Annotated in this window: 11 protein-coding genes; 10 read left to right on the forward strand and 1 reads right to left on the reverse strand. The window is 70.0% G+C overall.

Features of this window, described 5'->3' with window-relative positions; all coding sequences use genetic code 11:
- Positions 1-16 precede the first annotated feature (16 nt).
- Positions 17-2,257, reverse strand: a complete 2,241-nt coding sequence (locus OED52_RS03130; protein WP_264153243.1) for a heavy metal translocating P-type ATPase — start codon at positions 2,255-2,257, stop codon at positions 17-19.
- A 177-nt stretch (positions 2,258-2,434) separates the two neighbouring features.
- Here OED52_RS03130 and purS point away from each other — a divergent pair, with 177 nt between their 5' ends.
- The 10 genes from purS to purL all read left to right on the forward strand — a co-directional run bounded on the left by purS (position 2,435) and on the right by purL (position 13,726).
- On the forward strand, positions 2,435-2,680 hold the full coding sequence (gene purS, locus OED52_RS03135; RefSeq protein WP_264153244.1) for a phosphoribosylformylglycinamidine synthase subunit PurS: 246 nt from the start codon (positions 2,435-2,437) through the stop codon (positions 2,678-2,680).
- The gene (gene purQ / locus OED52_RS03140; protein ID WP_264153245.1) at positions 2,677-3,354 is read left to right on the forward strand and encodes a phosphoribosylformylglycinamidine synthase subunit PurQ; all 678 of its coding nucleotides are present in this window, start codon (positions 2,677-2,679) and stop codon (positions 3,352-3,354) included. The genes purS and purQ overlap by 4 nt, the downstream gene beginning before the upstream one ends.
- A 268-nt stretch (positions 3,355-3,622) precedes the next feature.
- Entirely contained in the window at positions 3,623-4,432 is an 810-nt protein-coding gene (locus tag OED52_RS03145) for an SDR family NAD(P)-dependent oxidoreductase (protein WP_264153246.1), read from the forward strand.
- Between the two features lie 55 nt (positions 4,433-4,487).
- Positions 4,488-5,660, forward strand: coding sequence for a serine hydrolase domain-containing protein (locus tag OED52_RS03150; RefSeq protein WP_264153247.1), 1,173 nt, complete (start codon positions 4,488-4,490; stop codon positions 5,658-5,660).
- Between the two features lie 51 nt (positions 5,661-5,711).
- On the forward strand, positions 5,712-7,958 hold the full coding sequence (locus OED52_RS03155) for a cytochrome P450/oxidoreductase (protein WP_264153248.1): 2,247 nt from the start codon (positions 5,712-5,714) through the stop codon (positions 7,956-7,958).
- Between the two features lie 89 nt (positions 7,959-8,047).
- Positions 8,048-8,644, forward strand: coding sequence for a TetR/AcrR family transcriptional regulator (locus OED52_RS03160; RefSeq protein ID WP_264153249.1), 597 nt, complete (start codon positions 8,048-8,050; stop codon positions 8,642-8,644).
- Positions 8,645-8,893: 249 nt separating this feature from the next.
- Positions 8,894-9,244, forward strand: a complete 351-nt coding sequence (locus OED52_RS03165) for a VOC family protein (RefSeq protein ID WP_264153250.1) — start codon at positions 8,894-8,896, stop codon at positions 9,242-9,244.
- A gap of 108 nt (positions 9,245-9,352) precedes the next feature.
- Positions 9,353-10,648: a M18 family aminopeptidase gene (locus tag OED52_RS03170; protein WP_264153251.1), complete on the forward strand. Its 1,296-nt coding sequence runs from the start codon at positions 9,353-9,355 to the stop codon at positions 10,646-10,648.
- 140 nt (positions 10,649-10,788) lie between these two features.
- Complete coding sequence (locus tag OED52_RS03175; RefSeq protein ID WP_264153252.1) at positions 10,789-11,379, forward strand: Uma2 family endonuclease; 591 nt, start codon at positions 10,789-10,791, stop codon at positions 11,377-11,379.
- 67 nt (positions 11,380-11,446) lie between these two features.
- Positions 11,447-13,726 carry a phosphoribosylformylglycinamidine synthase subunit PurL gene (gene purL, locus OED52_RS03180; protein WP_264153253.1) on the forward strand — a complete coding sequence of 760 codons (2,280 nt, stop codon included), beginning with the start codon at positions 11,447-11,449 and terminating at the stop codon, positions 13,724-13,726.
- The last annotated feature ends 2 nt before the right edge of the window (positions 13,727-13,728 follow it).

Consider the following 13,728-nt stretch of genomic DNA (forward strand, 5'->3'; position numbering starts at 1 on the left):
CTCCCGTCGCCGGCGGTCAGCGCGGGGAGAAGCGGCGCAACCGCAGGCTGTTGCTCACCACGAACACCGAGCTGAACGCCATCGCCCCACCGGCGAGCAGCGGGTTGAGCAGGCCCAGCGCCGCGAGCGGCAGCGCGGCGACGTTGTAGGCGAACGCCCAGAACAGGTTGCCCTTGATCGTCCGCAGCGTCGCGCGGGACAGCCGGATCGCGTCGGGGGCGGCCCGCAGGTCGCCGCGCACCAGGGTCAGGTCGGAGGCCTCGATCGCCACGTCGGTGCCGGGGCCCATCGCCAGACCGAGATCGGCCCGGGCGAGTGCGGCGGCATCGTTGACGCCGTCTCCGACCATCGCGACGACCCGTCCCTCCTCCTGCAGCCGGCGCACCACGTCGACCTTGTCGGCGGGCATGACCTCGGCGACGACCTCGTCGATGCCCACCTGCTCCGCGACCGCCTCGGCCGCTCCCCGGTTGTCGCCGGTGAGAAGCACCGGACGCAGGCCCAGTTCCCGGAGTTCGGCGACCGCGTCGGCCGCGTCGTCCTTCACCGAATCGGACACGACGATCACGGCGCGGACCGCTCCGTCCCAGGCCACCCAGATGGGGGTGCGTCCCTCGGACTGCGCGGCCTCGGCCGCGGACACCAGTGCGGCGGGAGGCGTCAGCGACCACTCGTCGCGCAGCCAGCTCAGCCGCCCGGCCACCGCGGCCCGGCCGTCCACCACACCCGAGACCCCGCGTCCGCCGTGGTTCTCGAAGCCCTCGACCTCGGTGAGGGCGCGTTCGTCCGCGGCGCGCTCGGCGATCGCCCGCGCGATCGGGTGCTCGGAGGCGTGCTCGAGCGCCCCCGCGACGTGCAGTGCCTCGCCGGTGTCCTCACCGGGCGCGACGTGCACCGCGGCGACGGTCATGCGGCCGGTGGTGACGGTGCCGGTCTTGTCGAGGACGACGGTGTCCACCCGGCGGGTCGACTCGAGGATCTGCGGGCCCTTGATGATGATGCCCAGCTGGGCGCCGCGCCCGGTGCCCACGAGCAGCGCCGTCGGCGTCGCCAGCCCGAGCGCGCAGGGGCAGGCGATGATGAGTACCGCCACCGCGGCGGTGAAGGCGGCCGAGACCGGATCGTCGGTGAGCAGCAGCCATGCTGCGAGGGTGAGCAGCGACAGTCCGATCACGATGGGGACGAACACCGCCGACACCCGGTCGGCGAGCCGTTGCACCTCGGCCTTGCCGGTCTGTGCCTCCTCGACCAGCCGCGCCATCTGCGCGAGCTGGGTGTCGGCGCCGATGCGGGTCGCGCGGACGGTCAGGCGTCCGCCGGCGTTGACGGTCGCCCCCACGACCCGGTCGCCGGGGCCGACCTCGACGGGCACCGATTCGCCGGTGAGCATCGACTCGTCGACGGCCGACGTGCCGGATTCGACGACACCGTCGGTGGCGATCTTCTCGCCGGGCCGCACGACGAACACGTCGCCGACCGCGAGCTGCCCGATCGGCACCTGCGTCTCGCGGCCGTCGCGCAGGACGGTGGCGTCCTTGGCGCCGAGGTCGAGCAGGGCGCGCAGTGCCGCGCCGGAGCTGCGCTTCGCGCGGGCCTCGAAGTACCGGCCGGCGATGATGAAGGTCGTGACCACGGACGCGACCTCGAGGTAGATGTCCGGGGCGCCGTCTGCGGACGGGAACAGATCGAAGGTCATCGTCATGCCGGGCATGCCGGCGTCGGTGAAGAACAGGGCCCACACCGACCACAGGTAGGCGGCGCTCACGCCGACGGAGATGAGCGTGTCCATCGTGGCGGCGCCGTGCCGCAGGTTCGTCCACGCGGCGCGGTGGAAGGGCAGCGCGCCCCACACGACGACGGGGGAGGCGAGGGTCAGGCACAGCCACTGCCAGTTGTCGAACTGCAGCGCCGGGATCATCGACAGGAGCAGGACCGGGGCGCTGAGCAGCGCCGAGACCACGAGCCGCTGACGCCAGGCGGTGGCCTCGTCGGGTTCGGGCGGCGCCTCGCCGGTGTCCGGTGTGGCCGGCGGTTCGGGCAGCTGCGCGGTGTACCCGGTGGCCTCGACGGTCGCGACGAGGTCGTCGGGGGAGACCTCGTCGGTGTAGCTGACCTTGGCCTTCTCGGTCGCGTAGTTGACGGTCGCGGTGACGCCGTCCATGCGATTCAGTTTCTTCTCCACGCGTGCCGCGCAGGATGCGCAGGTCATTCCCCCGATGACGAGTTCGATCTCGTGCGTGGTCCCGGTGGTGGTCATGAGTGCTCCTTTTCGGGTCGCCTCCTCCGTTATACCCCCGGGGGGTATAAATACGCCAGTGTGCGTCGAATGGGTCACTTCCGTCGGCCGATTCCTGTCGTGGCAGGACGGGCCGGTAAACTGCTGGGTGTCCGGTGTCCGTCCCCGGGCGCCAGCACTACTACCGAGGAGCAGCACGTGGCGCGTGTCGTCGTCGAAGTCATGCCCAAAGCCGAAATTCTCGACCCGCAGGGTCAGGCCATCACCGGGGCGCTGTCGCGGCTGGGCTTCGCGGGCGTGACCGACGTCCGTCAGGGCAAGCGGTTCGAGCTCGAGGTCGACGGCAGCGTCAGTGACGAGGAGCTGGAGAAGATCGCCGAGTCCCTGCTCGCCAACACGGTGATCGAGGACTGGGCCATCCGGCGGATCGACGGTGACGCATGAGCGCACGCATCGGAGTCATCACCTTCCCGGGCACGCTCGACGATGTCGACGCCGCCCGCGCGGTGACGCTCGCCGGTGGTGAGGCCGTGAGCCTGTGGCACGGCGATGCCGACCTCAAGGGGGTCGACGCGGTCATCGTGCCCGGTGGCTTCTCCTACGGCGACTACCTGCGCTGCGGCGCGATCGCCCGGTTCGCCCCCGTCATGGGCAAGGTCGTCGAGGCCGCAGGGAAGGGCATGCCGGTCCTCGGCATCTGCAACGGTTTCCAGGTGCTGTGCGAGGCGGGCCTGCTGCCCGGCGCGCTCACCCGCAACGCCGGCCTGCACTTCGTCTGCCGCGACCAGTGGCTGAAGGTCGAGACGAACTCGACCGCGTGGACCTCGCGGTACGAGGCGGGTGCGGAGATCCTGATCCCGCTCAAGTCGGGTGAGGGCCGCTACCAGGCCTCCGAGAAGGTTCTCGACGAGCTCGAGGGTGAGGGCCGCGTGGTGTTCCGCTACGCCGGCGACAACCCGAACGGCTCGCAGCGTGGCATCGCCGGCATCTCGTCGGCCAACGGTCGCGTCGTCGGCCTCATGCCGCACCCCGAGCACGCCACCGAGGCCCTCACCGGCCCGAGTGACGACGGTCTCGGCATGTTCTACAGCGTCCTGGACGCGGTCGTGAACGCCTAGGCCGCGTCCGCGGTTCCGGCCGCACGCATCCCTCCGGAGCCCCCATCGACCTCGAGGTCGATGGGGGCTCCGTCGTTCCCGGGACCTCTCCAGCGTCTCGGTTCCGATGTATTACAGGCGAATTACATATGATTCGACTGGAAAACAATAGGTCCTACCTGCCCTTTTCGATCTTGGGAAAAATTTCGCTAGACATGCGTCTAGTGAAATGCCATGCTTTCGATCCGTCGGGCGGCCACAGGTAGCCGCCATCGTCGAGGAGAATCGAATGCAGTTCCAGGACAAGGTCGTCTTCGTCACCGGTGCCGCGTCCGGCATGGGTCTGGCCACCGCTGCGGCGTTCGCCGCGCAGGGTGCCGTCGTGTACGGGGCCGACATCTCCGCCGAGAACCTCGAGCGCGACTTCGCGGCCCTGCCCGGTGCGCGCCCCGTCCCGCTCGACATCGCCGATCCCGACGCCGTCCGCGCCGCCTTCGCGCGCGTCGACGACGAGCAGGGCCACCTCGACGTCCTCGTCAACGCCGCCGGCGTCAACGCCCCCAACCGCGCCGCCGCCGAGGCCCTCAACGCCGAGAACTACAAGGGCTTCGTCGCCGCCAGGGAAGGCCGCCCGCACCACCCCGAATTCATCGAGTCGGTCACCGACGAGGACTTCGACCGCGTCCTCAAGATCAACCTGTACGGCCCCTTCTACACCACCCGTGCGGCGGTGCCGCTGATGAAGAAGGCCGGCGGGGGAGCGATCGTCAACTTCTCCTCGGCCGCCGCGCTGATGTCCGTCGTGATGCCCGCCTACTATCCGGCGTCCAAGGCCGGCGTCCTCGGCCTCACCCGCGAGACCGCAACCGAACTGGCGCCCTTCAACATTCGCGTCAACGCCCTCGCCCCCGGCGCCGTCGACACCCCGCTCTTCCGGCAGACCGAACCCGAGTTCAACGAGTTCCTCGTGTCCCTCCAGCCGATCAAGCGCGCCGCCACCCCGGAGGAGGTCGCCCGGACCGTGCTGTTCCTCGCCGGCGAGGAGGGTGCCTACTACACCGGCCAGACGTTCTCGCCGTCCGGCGGACTCGTGATGTGACGAGCCGCGTGATTCGTACAGCCACAGGATCATCCGAGAACAGGAACATCCGACCATGACAGTGCACGACCACTCCGCTCTCGACCGCCGCGCGCTCGTCCGCCTCGTCGACGAGATCCGCCGCGACATCGACCGGGGCGACTACGACGGCGTCAACATCATCGTCGCCCGCCACGGCGAGATCGCCCTGGACGAGACCATCGGCTACGCCGAACGCGCCACGAGCACCCCGCTGCGCCGCGACAACGTCTTCCGCATCCTGTCGATGACGAAGTCGTTCACCAACGCGCTCGCCTACCGGGCCCTCGGCGAGGGCAAGCTGGCCCTGTCGACCCGTGTCGTCGACATCATCCCGGAGTTCTTCGGCACCGACGTCTTCCGCTCGGTCCGCAAGGACCGGATCAACCTGCACCACCTGCTGACCCACCGCTCCGGCATGCCGGCCACCCCCAACCCCGGCCTCGGCCCCGACCGCTTCGGCGTGCTCGCCGACGTCATCGAGGCGCTGTGCTCGGTGGACGTGGTCAACGAGCCCGGCACCAACCTCAACTACGCCCCCTCGATCAACCACGCCCTCATGGGCGAGATGGTCCGGCGCGTCTACGGATACGAGCGGTTCCGGGATCTGGCGCGGGATCTGATCTTCGACCCGATCGGGATGTCGCGCACCGCTTTCGGCCTGCCCGAGGCCTGGCGCGCCGACGCCGTGCCGCTCAAGGCGTACGTGCCCGACAACGGCTGGCTCTCGCCCGCCGACATCGAGGACCTCAACGAGGCCATCACCGAGGACTCCGAGATCCCGTGGGTCGGTGCGGTGAGCACCGTCGACGACATCTTCGCCTACGCCGAGATGTTCCGCCGCAAGGGCGAGGTGAACGGCGAATACCTCATCGCCCCCGTCGTCGTGGACCAGGCGACCACCCTGCAGACCGGCACCATGCCGAACGACCTGTACGCCGGCATCGCAGCGTCCCGCGGCTGGGAGACCCCGCCCGGCAACTTCGGGCTCGGATTCTCCTTGTCCGGCACAGGCTCCCACGCATCGTTCTTCGGTCCCTTCACGTCGCCGCGCACCTTCGGCAACTACGGCGCCGGCTCCTCGTTGTTCTGGGTCGACCCCGAACTCGACATGACCTTCGTGTTCCTCTCCGCCGGCTGCATGGACGAGGGCGACAACGTCGCCCGCTTCCAGAAGCTGTCGACCATGGCTGCCGCCGCGGCCGTCTGACCGTCACGATCCCTGCAACGTTCCGGCCCCACGGCCGGGAAGGGAGCCCCCATGACCCTCACCCCCGAAGCTCCGGTCTCGCGCTGTCCCGTCGCCCACGGTTTCGACGCCCTCGGCGACGACTACTTCGTCGATCCCGCAGCTCATTTCGCGAAGTTCCGTGACGAGACCCCGGTCTTCTTCTACCCGCACCTGAACGCGTGGATCGTCACCCGCCGCGACGACGTCGAGACCGTGCTCGCCGACTGGCAGCAGTTCACCTCCGGCGGCAACTCCGGAACCATCGACGTGCCCGAGCAGTTCCGCGCGATCGTCCCGCCTGACCTGATCACCCAGATCCTGGTCGGTTCCGACCCGCCGAGCCATACCGACCACCGGTTCGTGGCACAGCGCGGCTTCACCAAGGCACGCATGCAGGCGCTGCAGCCCGAGATCGAGGCCCGCGCCCACCGCATCATCGACCGGTTCGAAGCGAACGGTTCGGCCAACCTGGTCACCGAGTACGCGCTCGAGCTCACCACCGGAACGATCATGGCGCACATGGGACTCGGCTACGAGCACGACGCCATGATGCGGCAGCTCCGCGACGACTTCGCCATGATCCTCGCCTCGGCCGCCGAGCCGATGGCCGAGCCGATGCGCACCGAGGTGTGGCAGCGCTACGTCGACGCCACCCTCGTGCTGCGCGGCATCATCGACGAGCGACGCGAGAACCCGGGCACCGACCTGATCTCCGACATGGCGATCGTCACCGGCAAGGACGGCGAGCCCATGCTGTCCTCGGCCCAGATCGCCGTGCACCTCACGGAATTCGCGATGGCCGGTGTCGACTCCACGACGCAGGCGGTGTCGAACGCCGTGTTGTTCCTGGCTCAGAACCCCGACGTGCTCGCCGAGGCGATCGCCGATCCGGACCTGTGGCCGCGGGTGTTCGAGGAGACCGTGCGCCGGCGCCCGTCGTCGACCTTCGCCGCCCGGCAGGCGCAGCAGGACATCGAACTCGGTGGCGCACAGATCAAGAAGGGCGACATGGTGTGGATGGCGCTGGCCAGCGCCAACACCGACCCGGCCCGCACCGCCCGCCCGTTCGAGTTCGACATCCACCGGCCCGATCCGGAGGACCACCTCGCCTTCACCCAGGGCCGACACACCTGCCTCGGCCAGGCCCTGGCCCGTGTGCAGGGCGCGACCGCGCTGAAGGTGCTCTTCGAGCGGCTGCCCTCGCTGCGGCCCGCCGCCGAGGTGCCGCTGGACTTCCTGCCGATCGCGCTGCTGCCGGTGCGCCGGACCCTGCCGGTCACCTGGGACGTCGCCGACGTCGAACGCGCGAAGAAGACCGTCGCACGCCACTTCTCGCTCACCGTCCTCGAACGGCGCGAGGAGGCCGAGGGCGTCGTCTCGCTGACCCTCGGACACGCCGACGGTCAGGCGCTGCCGCAGTGGAAGCCCGGCGCGCACGCCGAGGTCCAGTTGGGCGAGGGTGACGACGCGCTGGTGCGTCAGTACTCGCTGTGCTCGTCGCCGCAGGACGCCTCGCGGTGGCGGATCGGGGTGCTGCGCGAACCCGCCTCGCGGGGCGGATCGGCGTACGTCCACGACCGGTTGCACGAGGGATCGACCGTCACGGTCGGCCTGCCGCGCAACAACTTCCCGCTGCGGGCCGCGGCCCGGTACGTCTTCGTCGCCGGCGGCATCGGCATCACCCCGATCCTGCCGATGATCGAGCAGGTCGAGGCGCAGGGTGCACAGTGGTCGCTGCTGTACGGCGGCCGCACCCGCGCGTCGATGGCGTTCCTCGGTGAACTCGAGCGATACGGCGACAAGGTCACCGTGCGCCCTCAGGACGAATACGGTCTGCTCGACCTCGCCGGTCTGCTCACCGAACCCACCGAGGACACCCTGATCTATTGTTGCGGCCCCGAACCGCTGCTGCAGGCGATCGAGGAGGTGAGCGCGCACTGGCCCGTCGGCTCGCTCGTCACCGAACGGTTCGCCGCCAAGAAGATCGTCCGCACCGAACCCGACACCGCCTTCGAGGTCGAGTTCGCCGCTTCGGGCGTCACCGCGACGGTGCCGGCCGACACGAGCGTCCTCGAGGTCGCCGAGGCCAACGGGGTGCGGGTGCTCTCGTCCTGTCTGGAGGGCACCTGCGGCACCTGCGAGACCCGCATCGTGTCCGGCCGCGCCGACCACCGGGACTCGATCCTCACCGACGCCGAGCAGGAGGCGAACGAGACGATGATGGTGTGCGTCTCGCGGGCCGCGAAGGGCTGCACGAAGCTCGTGCTGGACGCCTGACCTGCGGTGGAACTCTGCCGTGCGGCACGATCACGGTAGGGTTCCACCCCGGATCCCGGCACGGCCCGGGGCGCGAAGCAGGAGGTACGGTGCGGGCCAAGCTGACGAGGGCCGAGCAGAAGCAGGCAACGCGGGAGGCGCTCGTCGAGGCGGCACGGACACTGTTCGTCGAGTCCGGCTACACGGCCACCACAGCCGAGGCGATCGCCAAGGCGGCCGGGGTCTCCCGCGCCACCCTCTACCTGCACTTCCGCTCGAAGGCGGAGATCGTGCAGTCGCACATGGCGGCGCTCGAGGCCCCCATCGCCGAGGCCTACGCGCGGCTCGACGCGATCGTCGAGCCCACCATCGAGGACGTCGTCGGGTGGCTCGAGGAGCACGCCGACTTCTGGCGGGCGCACCGCTCCGAGTTCGCGAGCATGGAACAGGCGCTGTCGCACGAGCCGCTCGTATCGCAGGAATGGTTCGCCATGCTGCGCCGCGTGGCCGAGGGCATGGAGAACCTGCTCGGACGCCAGTCCGGTCCCGAGGCCCGGCACCGCGCCCGTCTGCACGTGACCTCGATGCTGATGTCCACCGACCGCAACTTCCACTTCGCCCTGATCCAGGGGCACGACGAGAACTTCCCCGGCCTCGTCTCGGTGCTCGCCGAACAGTGGCTGTTCTGCCTGAACCGGGTGGAGTGAGCGGGCCTGTCCGGACGCTCGTACGGAGCGGGACGAGGGGCTCCGCGCGCCGTCCCGACCGGCGGCGGAGCCCCTCGCCCCGAACCCGGAGTCGAACCCCCCGATCCGATTCCGGGTGATGTCGCCGGTGTCCCCCCTGGTGCGACATCACCGACGAGTCTGCCCGAGCAGCAGTGGGGCGTCCTGAGTAGGACTACGCAATTCGGGCGATCCGGTGACCGCGTCGGTGGTGCGCGCTACCTTCGCCGCATGGCATCGACACTGGGCATGATCACCTTCGACTGCACCGACCCGGGTCCGCTCGCCACCTGGTGGGCCGAGCAGACGGACGGTCGCATCGTGCAGGAGAACGACGGCTGGTTCTACATCGTGGCGCTTCCCGACATACCGGTACGCCTGGGCTTCCAGAAGGTCGCCGACCCGACACCGGGGAAGAACCGCGTGCATCTCGATCTCGTCACCTCCGACCTGGACGCCGAGGTTCGCCGGCTCGTCGGCGCCGGCGCGAAGGAGATCGGCGGACAGGACATGGGCACCTTCCGCTGGGTCACGCTCGCCGATCCCGACGGCAACCTCTTCTGCGTCTCCGGCCAGCACTGAGGTCTCCGGCCGGCACCGAGGTCTCCGGCCGGCACCGAGGTCTCGGGGAACATCGGGACCCGGTGTTTCGGGCGGCGTCCGCGCCGTACCTGATGGAAAGATGCAGTCATGTCTTCCACGCGTGCCGATGCTCAGGGCCTGTGCAACTTCGTCGATCTGTCGCCGTCGCCGTTCCACGTGTGCGCCACGGTGGGGGCGGCGCTGACCGATGCCGGCTTCACCGAGCTGACCGAGCAGCAGGCCTGGCCCACCGAACCGGGACGCTGGTTCCTTGTGCGCGGCGGCTCCCTGATCGCGTGGAGCACCGAGGGTGACGACGCCGACCCGGCCCGCCCCTTCCGCATCGTCGGCGGGCACACCGACAGCCCCAACCTGCGGGTCAAACAGCACCCCGATCTGACCTCGGCGGGCTGGCGTCTCGTCGGCCTCGAACCGTACGGGGGTGCCTGGCTCAACTCGTGGCTCGACCGCGACCTCGGCATCTCGGGACGGTTCACCGTGCGCGCGGGCGAGGCCACCGAGGACGTCCTCGTCCGCGTCGACGCGCCCGTCCTGCGCGTCCCGCAGCTGGCCATCCACCTGTCCGAGGACCGCAAGGGCGTCCAGCTCGACCCGCAGCGTCACGTGAACGGCGTGTGGGGAGTGGGCACCGAACCGCGGTCGTTCATCGCGTGGGTCGCCGAACAGCACAGCATCGACCCCGGCACGGTGCTCGGCTGGGAACTGATGACCCACGATCTGGCGCCGAGCTCGATCGTCGGGCCCGACCTCGATCTGGTCAGCGCCCCGCGTCTGGACAATCAGGGCACCTGTTACGCCGGGCTGCACGCAATGCTCGAGGCAGCCGACCACGTCGCCGCGCACGCCGGCCCGATCCCGGTGCTCGCCCTGTTCGACCACGAGGAGGTCGGCAGCATGTCCGATCGCGGCGCCTTCTCGGACCTGCTGAACACCGTCCTCGAACGGATCGTCCTGGTGCGCGGCGGTGCCCGTGAGGAGTTCCTGCGGGCCCGTGCCGGCTCGATCGTCGCGTCGGGCGACATGGCCCACGCCACGCACCCCAACTACCCCGAGCGGCACGAACCCGCCCACCGCATCGCCGTGAACGGCGGCCCGGTGCTCAAGGTCAACCAGAACCTGCGGTACGCCAGCGACGCGACCGGCGCGGGTGCCTTCGCGTTGGCCTGCGAACAGGCCGGGGTCCCCCTGCAGCGCTACGTGCACCGCGCCGACCTGCCGTGCGGCTCGACGATCGGCCCCATCACGGCGTCGCGGACCGGCATCACCACCGTCGACGTCGGCGCCCCCCAGCTCGCCATGCACTCCGCGCGCGAGTTCATGGGAGCCGACGACGTGGCGAGCTACACCGCGGCCCTGACCGCCTTCCTCACCCCCGCATCGTGAAGGCCGGCGTCGTGAAGGCGGAGACCGTGGACGCCGAGGCCGTGAAGATCGGGAGCGGAACCGCAATCGCCGGTCCCGGCGGGCCCTCCGGTGCGAAACTGGAGACGGCCCTGTCCGGTCGGAGAGAACGGGGGAATGAGGTGAACGTCTCGTCCTATCCCGACCGTCTGCTGACCCTCGACGACTGGGTGGCGCTGGAACAGTCCGACCGGCACCACCTCGAGGTGTGCGAGGGGGTACTGATCGCCGCCCCGAAGCCGGGCGCCGCGCACGACCACGCCGCGATGGTGCTCGCACTGCTCCTCGACGAGATCCTCCCGGACGAGTGGTGCGCGCTCGGCGACGCCGAGGTGCTCGTGACGGAGAAGCCGCTCACGGTGCGGTGCCCGGACGTCGTCGTGGTGGGCCGTGAGCTGGTGGATGCCGACCCCGACCGCGCCCCGATCTCCGAGGTGGAACTGGTCGTGGAGGTCACCGTCGACGGCACCGCCCGCACCGACCGGGTCACCAAGTTCTCGGAGTACGCGGAAGCGGGTGTGCCGCAGTACTGGATCGTCGACCTGGGCGGCCCGCCCGTGATCGCCACCTTCACCCTCGACGACGGCTGGTACCGATTCGACGGCGAGTTCGACACCACGACGACGCTCAGGGCCGTGGGCAACGAGGTGACCGTCACACCTTCGGCACTGGTGCCCGCACCGGTGGACCCCGTGGCCCCGGCACACCGATAGACTGGCTCGCGGCAGTTCCCGCCCGGCCTGCCGTTTTCGATCCCAGAGTGAAGGGACCCGACGCCCAGTGTCACCGCACGTGGATACCGTCTCCCACGCCGCCGAAACCCCCGATGTCGCTCAGCCCTATCGGGAGCTGGGTCTGAAGGAAGACGAGTACGCCCGGATCAAGGAGATCCTGGGCCGGCGTCCCACCGACGCCGAGCTCGCCATGTACTCGGTGATGTGGTCCGAGCACTGCTCGTACAAGTCGTCGAAGGTGCACCTGCGGTACTTCGGCGAGACCACCACCGACGAGATGCGCGAGTCGATGCTCGCCGGCATCGGTGAGAACGCCGGCGTCGTCGACATCGGCGACGGCTGGGCCGTCACCTTCAAGGTCGAGTCCCACAACCACCCGTCCTACATCGAGCCCTACCAGGGCGCCGCGACCGGCGTGGGCGGCATCGTCCGCGACATCATGGCCATGGGCGCCCGCCCGATCGCCGTGATGGACCAGCTGCGCTTCGGTGCGGCCGATCACCCCGACACCCGTCGCGTCGTCGACGGTGTCGTGCGCGGCATCGGCGGCTACGGCAACTCCCTCGGCCTGCCGAACATCGGCGGCGAGACGGTGTTCGACGCCTCCTACCAGGGCAACCCGCTCGTCAACGCCCTGTGCGCCGGCGCGATGCGCGTCGAGGACCTGCACCTGGCCCACGCCTCCGGCACCGGCAACAAGGTCATCCTCTTCGGTGCCCGCACCGGCCTCGACGGCATCGGCGGTGTCTCCGTCCTCGCCTCCGAGACCTTCGACGACAGCGCCGGCGGCCGCCCGAAGAAGCTGCCGAGCGTGCAGGTCGGCGACCCGTTCACCGAGAAGGTGCTCATCGAGTGCTGCCTCGACCTCTACCGCGAGAAGCTCGTCGTCGGCATCCAGGACCTCGGCGGTGCCGGCCTGTCCTGCGCGACCTCCGAGCTCGCGGCGGCCGGCGACGGCGGCATGCACATCTGGCTCGACCGCGTCCCGACGCGCGCGAAGGGCATGACTCCGGCCGAGGTGCTGTCCTCGGAGTCTCAGGAGCGCATGTGCGCGGTCGTCACGCCCGACAACGTCGACGCGTTCATGGAGGTCTGCAAGAAGTGGGACGTCCTCGCCACCGTCATCGGTGAGGTCACCGACGGCGACCGCCTCGTCATCGACTGGCACGGCGAGACCGTCGTCGACGTGCCGCCGCGCACCGTCGCCCACGAGGGTCCGGTCTACGAGCGTCCCGTCCAGCGTCCCGAGTCGCAGGACGAGCTGATCGCGAACACCACCGCCGGCCTGAAGCGTCCCGAGACCGCCGAGGAACTGCGTGCCACCCTGCTGAAGATGCTGGCCTCGCCGGCGCTGTGCAGCCGCAAGTGGATCACCGAGCAGTACGACCGTTACGTGCGCGGCAACACCGTGCTCGCCGAGCACGCCGACGCCGGCATGATCCGCGTCGACGAGGCCACCGGCCGCGGTATCGCGCTCGCCACCGACGCCTCGGGCCGTTACACCCGGCTCGATCCGTACACCGGAGCCCAGCTGGCCCTCGCGGAGGCCTACCGCAACGTCGCCGCCACCGGCGCCACCCCGAAGGCCGTGTCGAACTGCCTGAACTTCGGGTCCCCCGAGGATCCGGGCGTCATGTGGCAGTTCCAGCAGGCCGTGCGCGGCCTCGCCGACGGCTGCGCCCAGCTCGGTATCCCGGTCACCGGCGGCAATGTCAGCTTCTACAACCAGACCGGCTCCACCGCGATCCTGCCGACGCCGGTCGTCGCCGTACTCGGCGTGATCGACGACGTGCACCGTCGCATTCCGACGGGCATCGGCCTCGAGCCCGGCGAGACGCTGATCCTGCTCGGCGAGACCCGGGACGAGTTCGACGGCTCCATCTGGGCGCAGGTCGAGCACGACCACCTCGGCGGTGTGCCTCCGAAGGTCGACCTCGAGCGGGAGCGGCTCATCGCGGAGATCCTCACCGCCGGTTCGCGCGACGGCCTGATCTCGGCCGCACACGACCTGTCCGAAGGCGGCCTCGCGCAGGCCGTGGTCGAGGCCGCTCTCGCGGGCGAGACCGGCTGCCGCGTGCTGCTCCCCGAGGACGCCGATCCGTTCGTGTGGCTGTTCTCCGAGTCGGCCGGCCGCGTGCTCGTGGCCGTCCCGCGCACGGAGGAGTCCCGGTTCACGGCCATGTGCTCGGCGCGCAACATGCCGTGGGTGCGTATCGGTGTCGTCGACGAGGGATCCGACTCCGTCGAGGTCCAGGGCCAGTTCTCGATCCCCATGACCGAGCTGCGCGAGGTCTGGGAGGGGACCCTGCCTGCTCTGTTCGGGTAACC

Source organism: Rhodococcus sp. Z13, assembly GCF_025837095.1.
In the GTDB taxonomy this organism is placed as follows: Bacteria; Actinomycetota; Actinomycetes; order Mycobacteriales; family Mycobacteriaceae; genus Rhodococcus; species Rhodococcus sacchari.